Raw genomic sequence first — 20,342 nt, 5'->3', positions numbered from 1 at the left:
TAGTGAACCATCCCGGCTTTGGCAAGTCACATTTGCATAACTTCTACGCCTGTCTTGCTACTTTTGCTTGACGATCGACAGAACTTTCCCCTAGGTTCCGAGCATGGTCACTGTGGACCCGCCGCCGCCGTTGCTGCAGATGCGCGGGATCGTCAAGCAATTCCCGGGAGCCCGGGCGCTCGACGGCGTCGATCTCGAGATCCGTGCCGGCGAGGTGCACTGCGTGCTCGGCCAGAACGGGGCCGGGAAGTCCACCCTCATCAAGGTCCTCTCCGGGGCGCACCAGCCGGACGAGGGCGAGATCCTCCTCGACGGCGTGCCGGTCACCATCACCGACCCGGTCGCCGCGCTCCGGCTCGGCGTGGCGGCGATGTACCAGGAGCTCGACGTCGTCGACGGGTTGAGCGTCGCGGAGAACATCTTCTTGGGGCACGAGCTCGCGACCGCCGGCTTCTCCCGCCGCCGGGCGGCCCAGCACCGCACCCGGGACCTGCTCACCCGGCTCGGGCACGGCGACGTCTCGCCCAACCGTGAGGTCGGGCGGCTCTCCGCCGCGGGCAAGCAGATCATCAGCATGGCGCGCGCCCTGTCTCGAAACGCCCGGGTCATCATCATGGACGAGCCCTCCGCGGTGCTCGACGCGGGCGAGGTCGCCAACCTGTTCCGGGTGGTGCGCGAGCTCACCGCCTCGGGCGTCGCCGTCGTGTACATCTCGCACCGCCTGGACGAGATCCGCCAGATCGGCGACCGGATCACCGTCCTCAAGGACGGGCGCACGGTCGCGACCGGGCTGGCCGCCGCCGACACACCGACGGCGGACCTGATCCGCCTCATGACCGGGCGGACCGTCGAGCACGCCTTCCCGGTGCGCCCCGCGATCGCCCCGGATGCCCCGGAGCTGCTGCGGGTCGAGGCCCTGGCGTTGCGCGGGGTGTTCGCGGACGTGTCGTTCGAGGTTCGCGCGGGGGAGGTCGTCGGGCTGGCCGGCCTGGTCGGCTCGGGGCGCTCCGAGATCCTCGAGACCGTGTTCGGCTCCCGGCGATCGACCTCCGGCCAGGTCGTGGTCGCGGGCGACCGGCTGCGCCCGGGCTCCGTCGCCGCGGCCGTCGGCGCCGGCGTGGGCCTGTGCCCCGAGGAGCGCAAGAGCCAGGGGCTGCTCCTCGACGAGCCGATCTACCGCAACGTCACGCTGTCGACCTTCGCCCGGTTCGCGCACGCGTCGTTCCTTGACGAGGCGGGGGAGCGGGCGGCTGCTGCGGTGCAGATCGAGGCGCTCGACCTGCGCCCGAGCGATCCGGACCGGCAGGCGCGCACGCTGTCGGGCGGCAACCAGCAGAAGGTGCTGCTCGCGCGATGGCTCGTGCACGGCTGCAAGGTGCTGCTGCTCGACGAGCCCACCCGGGGCGTCGATGTGGGGGCTCGCGCCGAGATCTACGCCCTGATCCGGGACCTGTCCGCCCGGGGCGCCGCCGTCGTCGTCGTCTCGAGCGAGATCGAGGAGGTGCTCGGTCTGTCCGACCGCGTGCTCGTCATCTCCGAGGGGCGCGTCGTGCACACGGGACCGTCAGCCGAGATCGACGAGCACCGGGTGCTCGACCTCGTCATGGAAGGAAGTGCGGCATGACCGAGCACCCCAGCGTTGGACCGGCGGTGCCTTTGGGCACGGTGCCGGCGGTCGACGAGTCCGCCCGCGTCGAGCGGGTGGCGGCCGGCGCGTCGTCGGCCCGGGGGGTTCGCGGGCTGCTCGGGGGCGCGGCGGGCCGCAACCTCGGGCTGGTCATCGCGCTCGTCCTGCTGTGCGTCGTCGGGATCGTGACCGCCGGCGAGCGGTTCGCCAGCGTCGACAATCTCATGACGATCCTCCGGTTCGGCGCGGTCATCGGGGTGGTGAGCATCGGGATGACGTTCGTCATCACCGGCGGTGGGATCGACCTGTCGATCGGGTCGGTGATCGGGCTCGCGTCGGTGTGGGCCTCCACCCTGGCGACCCAGACGATGGCGCAGAACACGCACTGGATCGTGATGGTGGGCGTCGCGCTCGCGGTCGGGACGGGGTGCGGGCTGGTCAATGGCGTCCTGATCGCGTACGGCAAGGTCGTCGCGTTCATCGCGACCCTCGCGATGATGGTCGCCGCGCGCGGACTCGCGGAGATGATCGCCAACCGCCAGACCCAGATCGTCAAGGTCGAGCCGTTCCTCGAGTTCTTCCGCACCGACATCCTCGGGGTCTCGGTGCTGGTCTGGATCTTCGCGGCGGTCGCGATCGCCGGCTGGATCCTGCTGAACCGGACGACCTTCGGCCGACGCACGCTCGCAGTCGGGGGGAATCCCGAGGCGGCCCGACTGGCCGGGATCAAGGTCAACCGCCACCTGATGTACCTCTACGCGCTCGCCGGCCTGACCGCCGGCATCGGTGCCGTGATGATGCTGGCGCGCACCACCGCCGGTAGCTCGACCCACGGGACGATGTACGAGCTCGACGCGATCGCCGCCGTCGTCGTCGGTGGCACGCTGCTCATCGGCGGCCGGGGCACGATCGTCGGCACCGTGTTCGGCGTGCTGATCTTCGCGACCTTGACGAATGTGTTCACGCTGAACAACCTGTCGATCTCGGCCCAGTCCGTGGCCAAGGGCGCGATCATCGTCGTCGCCGTCCTGCTCCAGCAGCGCATCGCCGCCCGAAGTCGTGCGACATGAGGCAGCGACGGGTCCATCGGACCCACCATCCACCCGGCTCGTGCACCCGCGGTGACCGCGGCTGATCTCGCTCGACCGGTCTGTCCCGACACCGGCCCCCTCTCGTCTGGCTCCGTCCCGTCTTCACTCGCTCTGGAGGATTGTCATGTCCGCATCACTGACGCTGCGTCATCGACTGCTGCTCGCGGCCGGCTCGACGGCCGCGCTTGCCCTCGTCCTGACCGGCTGCACCTCGAACACCCCCGCCCCGGCTGCCACGTCCGCGCCGGCAGCGGGCGCCGTCGCCCCGGGCGGGGTGAGCGACAACGACGCACCGGGCGACAAGGTCCGGATCGGGTTCTCCGCCCCGGCCGCCGACCACGGCTGGATGGGTGCCATCACCAAGGCCGCGGTCGCGGAGGCCGCCAAGTACGACGACGTCGAGTTCATCCAGGCGGAGGCGACGAACGACGTCAACCTCCAGATCAGCCAGATCGAGACCTTCATCAACGACAAGGTCGACGCGATCGTGCTGCTCCCGTTCGACGGGGCCGCCCTCACCGAGGTGGCGAACCAGGCGATGGAGGCGGGCATCGTGGTCATCAACGTCGACCGCGAGTTCTCCGACCCGAATGCCGCGCGCACCACCGTCCTCGGGGACAACTACGGCATGGGCGTCAGCGCGGGCAGCTACATCTGCACGGCGCTCAAGGGCAAGGCCGGCGCGATCGTCGCCGAGATCGCCGGGATCGACTCCCTGCCGCTGACCCAGGACCGCAGCAAGGGCTTCGCGGACGCGCTGGCGACCTGCGGGCTGAATGTCAACAACCGCGTCGCGGCGGACTTCACGGTCCAGGGCGGCGAGGCGGCGACGGCGAACCTGCTCCAGGCCGCACCGAAGATCGACGCCCTCTGGAACCACGACGACGACCAGGGCGTCGGGGTGCTCGCGGCCATCGAGAACGCCGGGCGCAACGAGTTCATCATGGTCGGCGGTGCGGGGTCGGCGAACGTGATGCGCTCGATCCAGGCCGACGACACCGTCCTCAAGGCCACTGTCATCTACCCCTCGACCCAGGCGGCCGACGGCGTCAAGCTCGCCCGGCTGCTCGTGCAGGGCAAGTCGATGAGCGACCTCGTCGAGGTCGAGGTTCCTCGGAAGGTGCAGCTGTACGCGCCGGTCGTGACCAAGGACAACGTCGACAAGTACCTCTCCACCGCCTTCGAGTCCTGAGCGTCGTCAGACCCGCGTCCTGACGACCGAGCGGGGAGCGGTGCGGGGGCCACCCGGCTCCCGCACCCTCCCTCCCAGCCGGCCCGACGACGACCGGCGCACCACGAGAAATGAGGAAGCCTGAGATGGTTGACGAGGACCTGCCGCACCTGGGTGTCGGCATGATCGGGTACGCCTTCATGGGCGCCGCGCACTCCCAGGCCTGGCGCACTGCGCCCCGGTTCTTCGACCTGCCGATGCAGCCCACGATGACGGCGTTGTGCGGGCGGAACGAGGTCGCCGTCCGGGCGGCCGCGCACCGGATGGGTTGGGCCGAGGTCGAGACCGACTGGAAGGCCTTGATCGCGCGCGACGACGTCGATCTCGTCGACATCTGCACACCGGGCGACACCCACGCCGAGATCGCGATCGCGGCGCTCGACGCGGGCAAGCACGTCCTGTGCGAGAAGCCGCTGGCCAACTCCGTGGAAGAGGCCCACGCCATGGCCGCCGCCGCGGCGCGGGCGTCCGAACGCGGCATCCAGGCGATGGTCGGCTTCACCTATCGGCGGGTGCCGGCGATCCAGCTGGCGCGCCGGCTCGTGGCCGACGGGCGGCTCGGGGAGATCCGGCAGGTCCGCGCGCAGTACCTCCAGGACTGGCTGGCCGACCCGGCGGCGCCGCTGTCCTGGCGGCTCGACAAGGAACGCGCCGGGTCGGGAGCGCTCGGCGACATCGGCGCCCACATCGTCGACCTCGTGCAGTTCATCACCGGGCAGCACCTCACGGGCGTCGCGGGGATGCTCGAGACCTTCGTGCACGAGCGGCCGATCGCCGCCGAGTTCTCCGGGCTGCACGGGCACGGCGGCGAGGGCCGGGGGCCGGTGACGGTGGACGATGCCGCGATCTTCATGGCCCGTCTGTCCGGCGGCGGGATCGGGGTCTTCGAGGCGACCCGGTACGCGTGGGGCCGCAAGAACGCGATCCGGGTCGAGATCAACGGCACGACCGGGTCGGTCGCGTTCGACTTCGAGGACATGAACGTCCTGAACTTCTACGACGCCACGCAGGACGCGGTCGAGGCGGGCTTCCGGCGCATCATCGTCACCGAGCCGGGGCACCCGTACATCGCGGCCTGGTGGCCGGCGGGCCACGGCCTCGGCTACGAGCACTCGTTCACCCACCAGGTCGTCGACCTGATCGGCGCGATCGCGGCCGGTCGCCAGCCCGAGCCGAGCTTCGCGGACGGTCTCCAGGTGCAGCTGGTGCTCGACGCCGTCGAGCGAAGCGCGGCCGACCAGTGCGCGTGGATGGCGGTGCCGAGCCCCTGACCCGCCGCACCACCCCGTCCCCCACCGCCGTCTTGAAGAATGAGGAGCATCGACATGGCACGACCGATCACGTTGTTCACGGGGCAGTGGGCCGACCTGCCGCTCGAAGAGGTGGCCCGGCTGGCCTCCGGATGGGGGTACGAGGGCCTGGAGATCGCCTGCTGGGGCGACCACCTCGATCCGTGGCGCGGCGCGGAGGACGACGCGTACATCCAGGGCAAGCTCGACCTCCTGGCCAAGTACGACCTCAAGGTGTTCGCGATCTCGAACCACCTCAAGGGCCAGGCGGTGTGCGACGACCCGATCGACCAGCGGCACCGGGACATGCTCTCGGACCGGGTCTGGGGCGATGGAACCCCCGAGGGCGTGCGTCAGCGGGCGGCCGAGGAGATGAAGCTGACCGCGCGCACGGCGGCCCGGCTGGGCGTCAAGACGGTCGTCGGCTTCACGGGGTCCTCGATCTGGAAGTACGTGGCGATGTTCCCGCCGGTGTCCCAAGAGCTGATCGACGCCGGGTACCAAGACTTCGCCGACCGGTGGAACCCGATCCTCGACGTGTTCGACGAGGTAGGGGTGCGGTTCGCCCACGAGGTCCACCCGAGCGAGATCGCCTACGACTACTGGACGACCGTCCGCACGCTCGAGGCCATCGGTCACCGTCCGGCGTTCGGCCTGAACTGGGACCCGAGCCACTTCATCTGGCAGGACCTCGACCCGGTGGGCTTCATGTCGGACTTCCGGGACCGGATCTACCACGTCGACTGCAAGGACGCGAAGCGCCGGATCGGCAACGGCCGCAACGGCCGCCTCGGTTCGCACCTGGCCTGGGCCGATCCCCGGCGCGGCTGGGACTTCGTGTCGACGGGGCACGGCGACGTGCCGTGGGAGGACAGCTTCCGCATGCTCAACACGATCGGGTACGACGGTCCGATCTCGGTGGAGTGGGAGGACGCCGGCATGGACCGGCTGGTCGGCGCACCCGAGGCGCTGGAGTTCGTGAAACGGCTCGCCTTCGACCCGCCGACCGCCTCCTTCGACGCCGCGTTCAGCACCCGGTAGGGGTAATTCATCCGTCCGGGTCCATCACTCACCTGGCGCGCAGATCCAGGTCATCGGATACTTTCCCGATGATCTCCATCGAGCTCGCCTGGCAGCTGAACGTCGCCGGCGTCCGCTGGTACCCGCGCTCCGGCGACCGCTTCACGATCCTGCAGCCCGAGCTGACCGGTGACGTCTTCACGATCAGCGACATGATGGTGGAGGCCCACGAGTTCCCCACCGGAACCGTGCTGGGCTTCAACGGGACCACGGAGTGGGCGATGGACTCGGTCTCGAAGGACGACGCGCTCTGGCTGCCCGGCGAGGACCAGCTGCGCACGCTGCTCGGCGGGACGTTTCGCTCCCTGGTCGTCGTCGACGGGGCCTACCTGGTGACGACGAGGTCGCCGTCGGGCATCGAGCAGACCTTCGGGGCCGACGACGCGTCGGACGCGTACGCCCAGGCGCTGCTGGCCCTCGTGGCCCTGGCGGTGGGCGGCGCCGTCGCCTGAGCCGTCGGGGCCCACCGTCTAGACTCCACGCCATGTCCACCATCTCCCGCGACGAGGTCGCGCGCGTGGCCGGGCTGGCCCGGATCGACCTGACGCCCGCCGAGCTCGATCGCCTTGCCGGCGAGCTCGACGTCATCGTCCAGTCGGTCGCCCGGGTCAGCGAGGTCGCCACAGCTGACGTCCCTGCTACGAGCCACCCGCTGCCGATGTTCAACGTCTTCCGCGCCGACGTCCCGGAGCCCGCGCTCCCGGTGGCCGACGTGCTGGCGGGTGCGCCCGCCGCCGAGGAGGGCCGCTTCATGGTCCCCCAGATTCTCGAGGAAGACTGATGACCGCCGAATCGACCGATCTGACCCGGCTCTCCGCCGCCGCGCTGGCCAGCAAGCTCGCCGCCGGCGACGTGTCGAGCGTCGAGGTGACGCGGGCGCACCTGGACCGCATCGCCGACGTCGACCCGGCCGTGCACGCGTTCCTGCACGTCTGCGGGCGCCGCGCCCTGGCCACCGCCCGCGACGTGGATGCCCGCCGGGCCGCCGGCGAGGACCTGCACACGCTCGCCGGGGTGCCGATCGCGGTCAAGGACATCATCGTGACCAAGGGCGTCCCGACGACGGCCGGCTCGAAGATCCTCGAAGGCTGGATCCCGCCCTACGACGCCACCCTGGTCTCCCGGATCAAGGCGGCGCGGCTGCCCATCCTCGGTAAGACCAACATGGACGAGTTCGCCATGGGGTCGAGCACCGAGCACTCCGCCTACGGACCGACGCACAACCCGTGGGACCTCGACCGGATCCCCGGTGGGTCCGGCGGTGGGTCCGCGGCCGCGGTGGCCTCCTACGAGGCGCCGCTCGCGATCGGCACCGACACCGGTGGCTCGATCCGCCAGCCCGGTGCCGTGACCGGCACCGTCGGCGTCAAGCCCACCTACGGCAGCGTGTCGCGCTACGGCCTGATCGCGCTCGCCTCGAGCCTGGACCAGGCCGGTCCGGTCACCCGGACCGTGCTTGACTCCGCGCTGCTGCACGAGCTGATCGGCGGGCACGACCCGCGCGACTCGACCTCGATCCCCGAGCCCCTGCCCCCGCTGGTCGCCGCCGCCCGCCAGGGCGCGCTGGGCGATCTGCACGGCGTGCGCGTCGGCGTCGTGGCCGAGCTCAACGGCGAGGGCTACTCCGCGGGCGTGCGCGCCCGGTTCAGCGAGTCCCTGAACCTGTTGGAGCAGGCCGGCGCCGAGATCGTCGACGTCTCCTGCCCGCACTTCGGCTACGCGCTGGGCGCCTACTACCTGATCCTGCCGGCCGAGGCCTCGAGCAACCTGGCCAAGTTCGACGGCATGCGCTTCGGTCTGCGCGTCGTGCCCGACGGCGCCGACGGCCTCGCCGCGACCGCCGAGCGGGTCATGTCGGCCACGCGTGGCGCGGGCTTCGGCGACGAGGTCAAGCGCCGCATCATCCTCGGCACGTACGCGCTCTCCGCGGGCTACTACGACGCCTACTACGGCAGCGCGCAGAAGGTCCGCACGCTCATCCAGCGCGACTTCGCGGCGGCGTTCGAGCTGGCCGACGTGCTCGTCTCCCCGACCGCCCCGACCACGGCGTTCAAGCTCGGCGAGAAGCTCGAGGACCCGCTCGCGATGTACCTCAACGACGTCGCCACGATCCCGGCGAACCTCGCCGGCGTCCCGGGCATGTCGATCCCGAACGGCCTGTCCGACGACGGCCTGCCCGTCGGCTTCCAGATCCTCGCCCCCGCGAAGGCCGACGACCGCCTCTACCGGGTCGGCGCGGCCCTCGAATCCCTGCTCGAGACGAAGTGGGGCGGCCCGCTGCTCAGCAAGGCGCCTGAACTGGAGGTTGGACGATGAGCACCCCGAGCAATCACGCCCCCGTGGACCTGATCGACTACGACGAGGCCATCGCCCGGTTCGACCCCGTCTTCGGCATCGAGGTGCACGTCGAGCTCGGCACGCGCACCAAGATGTTCGACTCCGCGCCCCAGGTGTTCGGCGCCGAGCCCAACACCGCCGTCTCGCCGACGTCGCTGGGCCTGCCCGGCGCGCTGCCGGTCGTCAACGGCACCGCGATCGAGTACGCGATCCGGATCGGCCTCGCGCTGAACTGCACGATCGCCGAGACCTGCCGGTTCGCGCGCAAGAACTACTTCTACCCGGATGTGCCGAAGAACTTCCAGACCTCGCAGTTCGACGAGCCCATCGCGTTCGACGGGTACCTCGACGTCGAGCTCGAGGACGGCACGATCTTCCGCGTCGAGATCGAGCGCGCGCACATGGAAGAGGACGCGGGCAAGAACACCCACGTCGGCGGCGCCACGGGCCGCATCCAGGGCGCCGAGTACTCCCTGGTCGACTACAACCGCGCGGGCATCCCGCTGGTGGAGATCGTCACCCGCCCGATCGAGGGTGGCGGCGCCCGGACCGGCGAGATCGCCCGGGCCTACGTGCGCTCGTTGCGCGACATCTTCCGGGCCCTGGGGGTCTCCGAGGCCCGCATGGAGCGCGGCAACGTGCGTGCGGACGTCAACCTGTCGCTGCGCGAGACTCCGCAGTCCCCGCTCGGCACCCGCTCGGAGACCAAGAACGTCAACTCGTTCCGGTCCGTCGAGCGGGCGATCCGGTTCGAGGTCTCGCGGCAGGCGGCGATCCTTGCGGCCGGTGGTTCCGTGGTCCAGGAGACCCGGCACTGGCACGAGGACACCGGCACCACGACGGCGGGTCGGATCAAGTCCGACGCCGACGACTACCGCTACTTCCCCGAGCCCGACCTGCTCCCGGTCGCGCCGAGCCGCGCCTGGGTCGAGGAGATCCGCGCGAGCCTGCCTGAGATGCCGGTAGCGCGCCGCAACCGACTGCAGTGCGTGTGGGAGTACGCCGACGCCGAGATGCGCGACGTCGTCAACGCCGGGGCCCTCGACCTGATCGAGGCCACCGTGGCCGCCGGTGCCAGCCCGGCGTCGGCCCGCAAGTGGTGGATGGGTGAGCTCGCCCGGGTCGTCAAGACGACCGACGGCGAGCTCGAGGATCTGCCGATCACGCCCGTCCAGGTCGCCGATCTGCAGAGCCTGGTCGACTCCGGGGCGCTCAACGACAAGCTCGCCAAGCAGGTGCTCGAAGGGGTGCTCGCGGGGGAGGGTTCGCCCCAGGAGATCCTCACCGCGCGTGGCCTGGGGGTCGTGTCCGACGACGACGCCCTGCTGGCCGCCATCGACGAGGCGCTGGCCGCTCAGCCCGATGTCGCGGAGAAGATCCGGGGCGGCAAGATCGCCGCCGTCGGCAGCGTGGTGGGGGGCGTCATGAAGGCGACCCGGGGGCAGGCCGATGCGGCCCGCGTCCGCGCACTCATCCTCGAGAAGCTCGGCGTCGAGGGCTGATCTCGTGCGCCAGGAGACCCGATGAGGAAGCCCACGCTCGTCGGCGAGCTCGTCACGCTGCGGCCCGTCGCGGCACGTGACGCGGACGGGCTCTGGGAGATCGTCACCGATCCCGAGAGCCGTCGCGTCACAGGTCAGACGGCTGTTCTCAGCCGGGACGAGGTCGACCGCTGGTGCGAGACGGTGTCCGAACGCGACGGCCGGATCGACCTCGCCGTGACCGCCGGGGGAGCGACGAGTACCTCGGCGTCATCGTGCTGTCCGAGATCGACGAGCTGCGGGGGAGCGCCGAACTGCGGCTCTCGATGCGGCCCGGGAGCCGGGGGCGCGGCTACGGCGGCGAGGCGATCGGTCTCGTCCTCGGGCTCGGGTTCGACGGCCTCGGGCTGCACCGGATCGGGTGCGACGTGCTGTCCATCAACTCGCGTGCGCTCGGGGTCTACAAGAGCCTCGGGTTCACCGTCGAGGGGCGTCTGCGGGACGCCTACCGGGACGGCGAGGGCTACTGCGACGCGATCGTGCTGGGGCTCCTTGAAGACGAATACCGGACCCTCTCTACCTGATCCTTAACGTCTCCATATTGCCTCTGTGGTCAGACTTTGCGGATTCATGGTGAATCATGGTCCGAATGAGTCAGCATCCTCGACAACTCCAGCCGGCCGCCGGCACGGTTCCGCGTAACCGCGGATTCTTCGGCCACCCGCTCGGCCTGATGACCCTTTTCACCACAGAGCTGTGGGAGCGGTTCAGCTACTACGGGATGCGCGCCATCCTGCTCTACTACTTGACGGATGCTGTGGCCAAGGGCGGCCTGGGCATCGGCGAAACCACCGGTCTGGCCATCGTGTCGATCTACGGATCGTCGGTCTATCTGCTCGCCGTCGTCGGTGGCTGGCTCGCGGACCGGATCCTCGGGGCCCGCAGGTCGACGCTGTACGGCGGTGTCGTGATCGCCGCCGGGCACATCTGCCTGTCGGTGCCGAGCGCGCAGTTCTCCTACCTCGGGATCGTCCTGGTCGCGCTGGGGACCGGCCTGCTCAAGCCCAACGTCTCGGCGATGGTCGGTGAGCTGTACTCCCGCGAGGACGGCCGGCGCGACTCCGGCTTCTCGATCTTCTACATGGGCATCAACATCGGTTCGCTGTTCGCACCGATCCTCGTGGGCGCCGCCCGCGCGATCGGCGGGTACCACGCGGGCTTCGCGGTGGCAGCGGTGGGCATGGCGCTCGCGCTGGTGTTCTTCGTCGCCGGACGGCGTCTGCTGGGGGCCGCCGGTGCTGGTGCGCCGAACCCCCTGACGCCGGCCGACCGGCCCGGGCTCATCCGCTCGGGTGGGATGATCGGCGGCCTCATCGTGGCCGTCCTGCTGGGCGCACGCCTCATCTCTGGATCGTTCGGCGTGAGCACCCTGATCGACACCCTGTCGATCCTCGCGTTCGCCGCCCCGGTGGCGTACTTCGTGGTGATGATCCGGTCGCCCAAGGTCACCACCCCCGAGCGGTCACGCCTCAAGGCGTACATCCCGCTCTTCATCGCGGCGACGCTGTTCTGGATGATCTTCGAGCAGGCCGCCACGACGTTGGCGAGCTTCGCGGCGAACCGCACCGACCTGTCGGCGTTCGGCACGAACATCGCGCCCGAGCTGTTCCAGTCGGTCAACCCGGCCGCGATCATCCTGCTCGCGCCGGTCTTCGCGTGGCTGTGGATCAAGCTCGACAACCCGCCGCCGACGGCCGTGAAGTTCGCGATCGGGCTCACGCTCGCGGCGTCGTCGTTCCTGTTCCTGTCGGCGGCGTCGTACGCCGCAGGCTCCGACGGCAAGACCCCCGCATGGGTGCTCGTGATCGTCTACGTGGTCCAGACCCTCGGCGAGCTGTGCCTGTCGCCCGTCGGCCTCGCCGCGACGACGTTGCTCGCCCCGCGGGCGTTCCGGAGCCAGGCGATGGCGTTGTGGTTCCTCGCCCCGGCCGCCGGGCAGGCCATCACGGCCCAGCTGGTGACCGCGACGGAGGGGACCACGGACACCGTGTACTTCGGTGCCATCGGGGTCGTCGCGCTCGTGTTCGCGGTCGCGCTGTTCGCTGTCGCTCCGTGGGTGGAGCGGCACATCGTGGCGGGTGCCGAGACCAGTGCCGAGGCCGCCGAGGCGGCTGACGCGGCTGACGCCGCCGACGAAGCCGGGGCCGAGGACGCCGTCGTGCGCTGAGGAGCGTCCCGACCGGCACGGCAGTTCATCGCACGGCACATGACGAGGGCCGCGCACCATCAGGTGCGCGGCCCTCGTCGTCCTTGGGCGTGCTGGGCTGCCTCAGCGCAGCCAGGTCGCCCGCTGGACGAGGGGGAGCCCGGCCCACCTGCGCCCCAGGCCCCAGGTGTCACCCGCGTACAGCACGGCCAGCGTGATGATGACGAAGGCGTAGATGAGGTGGTCGTCGAGCACCGGGTTGTTGGACCCCTGCGCGAACGTCCACGCGGAGAGCCACATGAGGACCAGCAGGATGGACCCCGTCACGGCGGCGATCCGCATGCCGATCCCGAGGATCAGCGCCAGGCCGATGCCCAGCAGCCCGATCATGAACAGCCAGTCGCTCGCGGGGCTCGCGAGGCTGGCGAACGTGTCCTTGAGCGGTCCGGCCGTGGCGAACTGCAGGTAGCCCTGGCTCGGCGAGCCGCCGTTGATCCACGCGACGCTCGGGTCGCCCTCGGCGACGGCGGCGCCCGTGGCGTAGTGCAGCCCGAAGGTCTTGTCGAGGAAAGCCCACAGGAAGATGAACCCGAGGGCGATGCGGGTCACGGCGAGCATCCGTCGGCCCGTTGCGGACGTGACGACGTCGTCCTCGATCAGCATGGCGGGGCGCGTCGATTGAGCACGAGAGGAGCGAGTGGTGGACATGAACTGCCTCCTTGCCTGGGTCGGTGCCGAGGTCCCTGGTTGCTATGCCCCGTTATGACCAATTTGGCGGGGCAAGGTAAGCCTGTCCTGGGCCGAAGGTCCCCTCTTTCAAGGGGAGGATGAGGACATGCCCACCGCCCTTTCCCTCACCGTCACGGTGCCCGACGCCGCCACCCTCGCCGACCTGCAGGCCCCCGCGGGGGTCCGGCTGATCGAGTGGGGGATGTCCACCGACCTGCCGCTCGACGTCGCATCCACGGTCGACGCCGTCGTCGCCCCGCACGGGTTCGTCGACCCCGTCGGGTTCGCGCGCCTGCACGACCTGTCCAGGCTCTCCTTCGTCCAGCTGCCGAGCGCCGGGTACGAGCACGTGCTGCCGCACCTGCCCGCGGGGATCGCGCTCGGCAACGCGCGTGGCGTCCACGACGACGAGACCGCCGAGCTCGCGATCGCCCTCGTCCTTGCGTCGCTGCGCGGCCTGGACGAGTGCGCGCATCAGCAGACCGCCCACCAGTGGATCTCCCGCACCCGGATGTCGCTCGCCGACCGGCGGGTCATGGTGCTCGGGCACGGGTCGGTCGGCTCGGCGATCGCCGCGCGCCTCGAACCGTTCCGCGTCGACCTCGTGCGCGTCGCGCGGACGGCCCGCGACGAGCCCTGCGGGCACATCCACGGCACCGACGAGCTCGCCGCACTGCTTCCGACCGTCGACGTCGTCATCGTCATCGTCCCGCTCACCGACGAGACCCTCGGCCTGGTCGACGCCGATTTCCTCGCGCTCATGCCCGACGGCGCGCTGTTCGTCAACGTGGCCCGCGGCACCGTGGTCGACACCGACGCACTCCTGGCCGAGCTGGAGTGCGGGCGGCTGCGTGCCGCGCTCGACGTGACCGACCCGGAGCCGCTGCCGGCCGATCACCGTCTGTGGAGCGTGCCGGGCGTGATCATCACGCCGCACGAAGGGGGCAACACGACCGCGACCCACGCGCGGATGGTCGCCCTGGTGCAGCGCCAGCTCGACCTGCTCGCTGCGGGGGAGCCGCTCGTCAACGTGGTCGCGCGGACCTGACCGCCCGCCCGACTGGGGAGTCAGCCCGCCGGGGGAGTCAACCCGCCGGGGGAGTCAGCGCGCCCGGCAGGACCCGCGCTCGACGAGCGCGGTCGGCAGCCGCCGGTGCGGCTCGAGCACCTCACGGCCGTCGATGAGGTCGATGATCAGGCGCATGGCCTCGAACCCCATGCGCTGGATGGGCTGGCTGATCGTGGTCAGGGGCGGGGTGGTCAGGGCGGATTCGGGGACGTTGTCGAAGCCGATCACCGACAGGTCGTCCGGTACCACCCGGCCGAGCTCGCGGGCCACGTCCATCGTGCGGATGGCCGAGAGGTCGTTGGCCGCGAAGATCGCCGTCGGCGGCTCGGCGAGCGACAGCAGCTCCCGGGCGGGCTGGTCGGCTGTGTCCTCGCGATACCCCGCGACCCGGACGAGGTCCGGATCGAAGGCGATGCCGGCGCGCTCGAGGGAAGAGCGATAGCCCTCCTCGCGCAGCCGGGCCGACTTGAGGTCCGGGCGTCCACCGAGGAACCCGATGCGCCGGTGGCCCAGCCCCAGGAGGTACTCGGTCGCGAGCACGGCGCCGGCGCGGTTGTCGGAGTCCACCGTGGGCAGGTCGGACGGACCGGTGTGCGGGTCGACGGCGACCACGGGGATGGCGTAGTCGCCGTCGACCACCGTCGGGGTCACGAGGATGGCGCCGTCGATCAGCGTGCCGCCCAACCGCGACAGGTAGCGGCGTTCCCACCCGACGTTGCTGCCGGCCCGACCGCCGCCGGAGTAGGCGAGCAGCTCGTAGCCGCTGCCACGGACCGCCCGGGAGATCCCCTTGAGCAGCTCGGTGCTGAAAGGCTCGAAGTCGGCCACGAGGACCCCGATGACGTTGGTCCGGCGGGAGCGCAGGCTCCGCGCGACGAGGCTGGACTCGTAACCGAGGTCATCGATGACGGACTGGACGCGAGCTGCGGTCCCGACCGCCACCCCGTAGCGGTCGTTCAGCACCTTGGAGACCGTCGCGACCGAGACCCCCGCCACGCGCGCGACATCGCTGATGGTCGTCTTGCCTGGTGAGGTCACGGCTCGAGTGTACGAATCGACGCCGCGGCGGGGGTCTCGTTCCTATCGAAGGGCGGTGCGCGCGTAGACCGTCATCGCCTCGTGCAGGTAGGCGGGCAGGCCCGGCGCGACCGCGTCGTACGTGGCGGCGAACCGTTCGTCGTCGACATACATCTGGCCGAGGCCCTCGTACGCCGCCGCCGTGGGGGTCCAGAAGATGCTGATCTGCGCGAAGTGCCGGGCCACGAGCGCCTGCACCCGGGCGTCGCCCGATGCCGCCCCCTCGGCCATCGCGGCCGCGAGGCCGGCGTTGATCGCCGCCGTCTCGGCGTGGTGCGCGGCCTGCCCCGCCGGCCCCAGCCGCTCCCACGCCGCGTTGCCGCGGTCGACCGGGTCCTCGCCCCACCGCTCGCGCGCCTCGGCGTCGTACGCGCTGTTGTCGAACCCCTCGTAGAGCTTGTCCGCTGCCATGTCCTCGCCTTTCGTCAGTGCCGTGATGGTGGTGGCGACCGTCCGCGCGAGCCGGTCGAACCGGTCCCGCTCGGTCAGCAGCCGCTCGTGGTGCTCTCGCAGCCGCTCGAGCAGCTCGCCCGAGAGCATGTCGGCGACCGTGGCGAGCGGGACGTCGAGCTCGCGCAGCACGAGGATCTGCTGCAGCCGCAACAGCTCGTCCCGCCCGTACGCGCGCCGCCCGCCGGGTCCGACGTCGCGGGGCTCGAGCAGCCCGATCGCGTCGTAGTGGCGCAACGTCCGCGAGGTGACCCCTGAGAGCCGGGCCAGCTCGCCGATCTGCCACGTGCCGTTCATCGATCGCTCCCCACCATCGTGCGGACGGTCCGTCCGCCCTCGAGGTCCACCGTAGAAGTTGACGCTACGTCAACTGCAACTCTTCAGGACGCGGGTCTCGGGGGCCGATGCCACAGTGGGTGCCATGGCCGAGAAGCTGACGTACCTTGCCGCGCAGTCCGCCGTCGACGCCCGCCACTGGCGGGTCGTGCTCGGCGCGCTGCAGGCGAGCTTCCGGACCGAGACGTTCGTGCGCGGCGTCGATTTCGTGGGTCGCGTCGCCGACCTCGCCGAGGTGGCCGGGCACCATCCGGACGTCGACCTGCGCTACCCGCGCGTCCGGCTGTGGCTCACGACGCACGACGCCGGTGGGCTCACCGTCCGGGACGTCGAGCTCGCCCAGGCGATCTCGGCGGTCGCGGACGAGCTGGGGATCGCCGGCGAGCCCGAACGCCCGCGCAGCCTCGAGATCGCGATCGACGCGATGGACATCGCCCGGGTGCTGCCGTTCTGGCGCGCGGTGCTGGCCTACCGCGACGAGGCCGTGCCTGACGTCGGCGAGTCGCCGGCCCTGGTCGATCCCGACGGCATCGGCCCAGCGGTGTGGTTCCAGCAGATGCAGGTCCCGCGGACCGAGCGCAACCGCCTCCACCTTGACGTCGATGTGCCGCACGACGTCGCGGCCGGGCGTGTCGCCGCGGCGATCGCCGCCGGTGGCCGGCTCGTGTCCGACCGGCAGGCGCCCGCGTTCTGGGTGCTGGCCGACGCCGAGGGCAACGAAGCCTGCGTGTGCACCTGGCAGTCGCGGGACGGCTGACCGCGTTCGCACCTGCCCGCCTAGACTCGCGCACATGACGGCGAAGACCGAGACGACAAGCACCTCGAGCGGTATCGACATCAAGCCGCGCAGCCGGCTCGTGACCGACGGGATCGAGGCGACCGCAGCGCGCGGCATGCTGCGCGCCGTCGGCCTCGGCGACGACGACTTCGCGAAACCGCAGATCGGCGTTGCGAGCTCGTGGAACGAGATCACGCCCTGCAACCTGTCCCTGGACCGGTTGGCCAAGGCGGTGAAGAACGGCGTGCACGCGGCGGGGGGCTTCCCGCTCGAGTTCGGCACGATCTCGGTGTCCGACGGCATCTCGATGGGCCACGAGGGCATGCACTTCTCGCTCGTCTCGCGCGACATCATCGCCGACAGCGTCGAGACCGTGATGCAGGCCGAGCGCCTGGACGGCTCCGTGCTGCTCGCCGGCTGCGACAAGTCGCTGCCCGGCATGCTCATGGCCGCCGCCCGGCTCGACCTCGCCTCGGTGTTCCTCTACGCGGGCACGATCGCGCCAGGCTGGGTCAAGCTCGAGGACGGCACCGAGAAGGACGTCACGATCATCGACGCCTTCGAGGCCGTCGGCGCGTGCCGCAAGGGATTGATGAGCGAAGAGGACCTGGGCCGCATCGAGCGGGCGATCTGCCCCGGCGAGGGCGCCTGCGGCGGGATGTACACCGCCAACACGATGGCCTCGGTCGCCGAGGCGATCGGGATGTCGCTGCCCGGCTCGGCGGCGCCGCCCGCCGCGGACCGTCGCCGGGACAACTTCGCGATCCGCTCGGGCGAGGCCGTCGTGAACCTGCTGCGGCTGGGGATCACCGCGCGGCAGATCATGACCAAGGAGGCGTTCGAGAACGCGATCGCCGTCGTGATGGCGTTCGGCGGGTCGACCAACGCCGTGCTGCACCTGCTCGCGATTGCCTACGAGGCCGAGGTCGACCTCACGCTCGACGACTTCACGCGCGTGGCCGCCCGGGTGCCGCACCTCGGCAACCTCAAGCCGTTCGGCCAGTTCGTGATGAGCGATGTCGACCGGGTCGGGGGCGTGCCCGTCGTGATGAAGGCGCTGCTCGACGCCGGCCTGCTCCACGGCGACTGCCTCACCGTGACCGGCAAGACCGTTGCGGAGAACCTCGCGGACATCAACCCGCCGGACCCCGACGGCAAGATCCTGCGTGCGCTGGACAACCCGATCCACGCGACCGGGGGCATCACGATCCTCAAGGGCTCGCTGGCGCCGCAGGGCGCCGTCGTGAAGTCCGCCGGGTTCGACTCCGACGTCTTCGAGGGCACCGCTCGGGTGTTCGAGCGGGAGCGGTTGGCGCTCGACGCGCTCGCGGACGGCACCATCGTGGCCGGCGACGTCGTCGTGATCCGGTACGAGGGCCCCAAGGGCGGCCCGGGGATGCGCGAGATGCTGGCCATCACCGGTGCGATCAAGGGGGCCGGGCTCGGCAAGGACGTGCTGCTGCTCACCGATGGCCGGTTCTCCGGCGGCACGACGGGCCTGTGCGTGGGGCATGTCGCGCCCGAGGCCGTCGACGCCGGCCCCATCGCGTTCGTGCGCGACGGCGACCGGATCCGGCTCGACGTGGCGAACGCGCGGCTCGACCTGCTGGTCGGCGACGACGTGCTCGCGGCCCGCGCCGTCGGCTGGGAGCCGCTGCGGTCCGCGTACACGCGGGGCGTGCTCGCCAAGTACGTCAAGCTCGTGCAGTCCGCATCCGTCGGCGCCGTGCTGATCTGACGACCGCCCGCACGTGTGGTGGCCCAGCGCTGGGTCGTCTTGAGGACTTACCCGAGGAGTTGTCACGTGACCGAACCAACCGCTGCTGCTGTCGTCGCGCCCTGGTGGACGAGCGCCGTCGTCTACCAGGTCTACCCGCGCAGCTTTGCCGACTCGAACGGTGACGGCATCGGGGACCTGCGGGGGATCGCAAGCAAGCTCGACCATCTCCAGCTGCTCGGGGTCGACGTGATCTGGCTGTCGCCGGTCTACGCGTCGCCGCAGGACGACGCCGGCTACGACATCTCCGACTACCGGGCGATCGACCCGTCGTTCGGCACGCTCGAGGACTTCGACGCGCTGCTGGCCGACGTCCACTCGCGCGGGATGAAGCTCGTGATGGACCTCGTCGTCAACCACACCTCGGACGAGCACCCGTGGTTCGTCGAGTCGCGGTCGTCCCTCGACAACCCCAAGCGGGACTGGTACTGGTGGCGGCCGACGCGGCCGCACATGGAACCGGGTGCGCCCGGCGCCGAGCCGACGAACTGGGGCTCGGCGTTCTCCGGGCCGGCCTGGGACCTGGACCCCCTCACGGGCGAGTACTACCTGCACCTGTTCTCGCGCAAGCAGCCGGACCTGAACTGGGAGAACCCGCAGGTGCGCGCTGAGATCTACGCGATGATGCGGTGGTGGCTCGACCGCGGGGTCGACGGCTTCCGGATGGATGTCATCAACTTCATCTCCAAGGCCGTGCGTGCGGACGGTTCGCTGCCGGACGGCATCGTGCACGACGGCGCCCTGTACGGCGACGGTCAGCCGCACTTCGGCTGCGGCCCCCGCCTGCACGAGTACCTGCAGGAGATGCACCGCGAGGTCTTCGCGGGCCGCGACGTCGCGCCGCTGACGGTGGGGGAGATGCCCGGCGTGACCGTCGACGACGCCGTGCTGTTCACCGACCCGGCGCGCGCCGAGGTCGACATGGTGTTCCAGTTCGAGCATGTCGGCCTCGACCACGGCGCGGGCAAGTTCGACGTCCACCCGCTGCGCCTCACCGACCTCAAGGCGTCGTTCGGCCGGTGGCAGGCGGGGCTCGCCGAGGTGGGCTGGAACAGCCTGTACTGGGACAACCACGACCAGCCGCGCATCGTGTCGCGCTTCGGGGACGACGGCGAGCACCGCGAGCTCTCCGCGACCATGCTCGCGACGGTGCTGCACCTGCACCGCGGCACCCCGTACGTCTACCAGGGCGAAGAGCTGGCCATGACGAACGCGCACTTCACCTCCATCGACTCCTACCGGGACATCGAGTCCCTCAACCACTACGCGGAGGCGCTCGCCCACGGCCAGGCGAACGAGGACACGCTGCTCGCGTCGCTGCGCGCGATGAGCCGGGACAACGCCCGCACCCCGGTCCAGTGGGACGCGACCGCGCAGGCCGGCTTCACGACCGGCGAGCCGTGGATCGCCGTCAACCCCAACTACCGCGAGATCAACGCGGCGGCGCAGCACGACGACCCGGGTTCCGTCTTCAGCTTCTACCGCCGGCTCATCGAGCTCCGGCACACCGAGCCCGTGGTCGCGCTGGGCGACTTCACGATGCTCCTGGCCGACGACGAGGCGGTGTACGCGTTCGTGCGGAGCCTGGAGGGCACCGAGCTGCTCGTGCTGGGCAACTTCACCGGTGCCGCGCAGCCGGTCACGTTGCCGAACGCGCAGGTCTGGGCCGGTGCCGAGCTCGTGATCGGGAACTACTCGGACCCGGGAGTCGTTGATTCTCTCCGGCCGTGGGAGGCTCAGGTCTGGCGCCGCGGTTAGAATGATCATTGTCACGTCGACGCCAA

General features: G+C 70.7%; 18 protein-coding genes. 15 read left to right on the top strand and 3 right to left on the bottom strand.

Translation table 11 applies throughout. From position 1 onward, the window contains the following. The first annotated feature begins 103 nt into the window (after window positions 1–103). The 11 genes from VTA80_RS04230 to VTA80_RS04180 all read left to right on the top strand — a co-directional run bounded on the left by VTA80_RS04230 (window position 104) and on the right by VTA80_RS04180 (window position 12,363). A complete protein-coding gene (locus VTA80_RS04230; RefSeq protein WP_407344161.1) occupies window positions 104–1,624 on the top strand; it encodes a sugar ABC transporter ATP-binding protein in 1,521 nt (506 codons plus the stop codon). After that, window positions 1,621–2,697, top strand: a complete 1,077-nt coding sequence (locus tag VTA80_RS04225; protein WP_407344160.1) for an ABC transporter permease — start codon at window positions 1,621–1,623, stop codon at window positions 2,695–2,697. The genes VTA80_RS04230 and VTA80_RS04225 overlap by 4 nt, the downstream gene beginning before the upstream one ends. A 145-nt stretch (window positions 2,698–2,842) precedes the next feature. Then, entirely contained in the window at window positions 2,843–3,910 is a 1,068-nt protein-coding gene (locus VTA80_RS04220; protein WP_407344159.1) for a substrate-binding domain-containing protein, read from the top strand. Between the two features lie 125 nt (window positions 3,911–4,035). Further along, window positions 4,036–5,220: a Gfo/Idh/MocA family protein gene (locus VTA80_RS04215; protein WP_407344158.1), complete on the top strand. Its 1,185-nt coding sequence runs from the start codon at window positions 4,036–4,038 to the stop codon at window positions 5,218–5,220. 54 nt (window positions 5,221–5,274) lie between these two features. Next, entirely contained in the window at window positions 5,275–6,279 is a 1,005-nt protein-coding gene (locus tag VTA80_RS04210; RefSeq protein ID WP_407344157.1) for a sugar phosphate isomerase/epimerase family protein, read from the top strand. Window positions 6,280–6,347: 68 nt separating this feature from the next. Continuing rightward, entirely contained in the window at window positions 6,348–6,770 is a 423-nt protein-coding gene (locus VTA80_RS04205) for a pilus assembly protein CpaE (RefSeq protein WP_407344156.1), read from the top strand. A gap of 32 nt (window positions 6,771–6,802) precedes the next feature. Then, on the top strand, window positions 6,803–7,099 hold the full coding sequence (gatC, locus tag VTA80_RS04200) for an Asp-tRNA(Asn)/Glu-tRNA(Gln) amidotransferase subunit GatC (protein WP_407344155.1): 297 nt from the start codon (window positions 6,803–6,805) through the stop codon (window positions 7,097–7,099). Continuing rightward, window positions 7,099–8,634 (top strand): Asp-tRNA(Asn)/Glu-tRNA(Gln) amidotransferase subunit GatA, encoded by a 1,536-nt coding sequence (gene gatA / locus VTA80_RS04195; RefSeq protein ID WP_407344154.1) that lies wholly within the window; start codon window positions 7,099–7,101, stop codon window positions 8,632–8,634. The genes gatC and gatA overlap by 1 nt, the downstream gene beginning before the upstream one ends. After that, the gene (gatB, locus tag VTA80_RS04190) at window positions 8,631–10,157 is read left to right on the top strand and encodes an Asp-tRNA(Asn)/Glu-tRNA(Gln) amidotransferase subunit GatB (protein ID WP_407344153.1); all 1,527 of its coding nucleotides are present in this window, start codon (window positions 8,631–8,633) and stop codon (window positions 10,155–10,157) included. Before gatA ends, gatB begins: the two co-directional genes overlap by 4 nt. A gap of 173 nt (window positions 10,158–10,330) precedes the next feature. Continuing rightward, entirely contained in the window at window positions 10,331–10,720 is a 390-nt protein-coding gene (locus VTA80_RS04185) for a GNAT family N-acetyltransferase (protein WP_407344152.1), read from the top strand. A 65-nt stretch (window positions 10,721–10,785) separates the two neighbouring features. Next, window positions 10,786–12,363 carry a peptide MFS transporter gene (locus VTA80_RS04180; RefSeq protein ID WP_407344151.1) on the top strand — a complete coding sequence of 526 codons (1,578 nt, stop codon included), beginning with the start codon at window positions 10,786–10,788 and terminating at the stop codon, window positions 12,361–12,363. 102 nt (window positions 12,364–12,465) lie between these two features. Here VTA80_RS04180 and VTA80_RS04175 read toward each other — a convergent pair whose 3' ends face one another. Beyond that, the gene (locus tag VTA80_RS04175; RefSeq protein WP_407344150.1) at window positions 12,466–13,050 is read right to left on the bottom strand and encodes a DoxX family protein; all 585 of its coding nucleotides are present in this window, start codon (window positions 13,048–13,050) and stop codon (window positions 12,466–12,468) included. Window positions 13,051–13,177: 127 nt separating this feature from the next. On the opposite strand from VTA80_RS04175, the gene VTA80_RS04170 reads away from it, so the two are divergent. Further along, window positions 13,178–14,119: a 2-hydroxyacid dehydrogenase gene (locus VTA80_RS04170; protein ID WP_407344149.1), complete on the top strand. Its 942-nt coding sequence runs from the start codon at window positions 13,178–13,180 to the stop codon at window positions 14,117–14,119. Window positions 14,120–14,173: 54 nt separating this feature from the next. Here the strand turns inward: VTA80_RS04170 and VTA80_RS04165 are convergent, their stop codons facing one another. Then, window positions 14,174–15,178 carry a LacI family DNA-binding transcriptional regulator gene (locus VTA80_RS04165; RefSeq protein ID WP_407344148.1) on the bottom strand — a complete coding sequence of 335 codons (1,005 nt, stop codon included), beginning with the start codon at window positions 15,176–15,178 and terminating at the stop codon, window positions 14,174–14,176. Window positions 15,179–15,220: 42 nt separating this feature from the next. After that, window positions 15,221–15,964 (bottom strand): MerR family transcriptional regulator, encoded by a 744-nt coding sequence (locus tag VTA80_RS04160; protein ID WP_407344147.1) that lies wholly within the window; start codon window positions 15,962–15,964, stop codon window positions 15,221–15,223. A 124-nt stretch (window positions 15,965–16,088) separates the two neighbouring features. Here VTA80_RS04160 and VTA80_RS04155 point away from each other — a divergent pair, with 124 nt between their 5' ends. The 3 genes from VTA80_RS04155 to VTA80_RS04145 all read left to right on the top strand — a co-directional run bounded on the left by VTA80_RS04155 (window position 16,089) and on the right by VTA80_RS04145 (window position 20,316). Beyond that, window positions 16,089–16,760, top strand: a complete 672-nt coding sequence (locus tag VTA80_RS04155) for a 4a-hydroxytetrahydrobiopterin dehydratase (protein WP_407344146.1) — start codon at window positions 16,089–16,091, stop codon at window positions 16,758–16,760. Between the two features lie 34 nt (window positions 16,761–16,794). Continuing rightward, window positions 16,795–18,519 (top strand): dihydroxy-acid dehydratase, encoded by a 1,725-nt coding sequence (ilvD, locus tag VTA80_RS04150; RefSeq protein WP_407344145.1) that lies wholly within the window; start codon window positions 16,795–16,797, stop codon window positions 18,517–18,519. Window positions 18,520–18,585: 66 nt separating this feature from the next. After that, window positions 18,586–20,316: a glycoside hydrolase family 13 protein gene (locus VTA80_RS04145; protein WP_407344144.1), complete on the top strand. Its 1,731-nt coding sequence runs from the start codon at window positions 18,586–18,588 to the stop codon at window positions 20,314–20,316. Window positions 20,317–20,342 lie beyond the last annotated feature (26 nt).

It is taken from the genome of Pengzhenrongella phosphoraccumulans (assembly GCF_045689905.1).
Taxonomy (GTDB): Bacteria; Actinomycetota; Actinomycetes; order Actinomycetales; family Cellulomonadaceae; genus Pengzhenrongella; species Pengzhenrongella phosphoraccumulans.
Note: the sequence above shows the minus strand (reverse complement) of the source record. Positions and strands in the feature narration are given on the sequence as shown.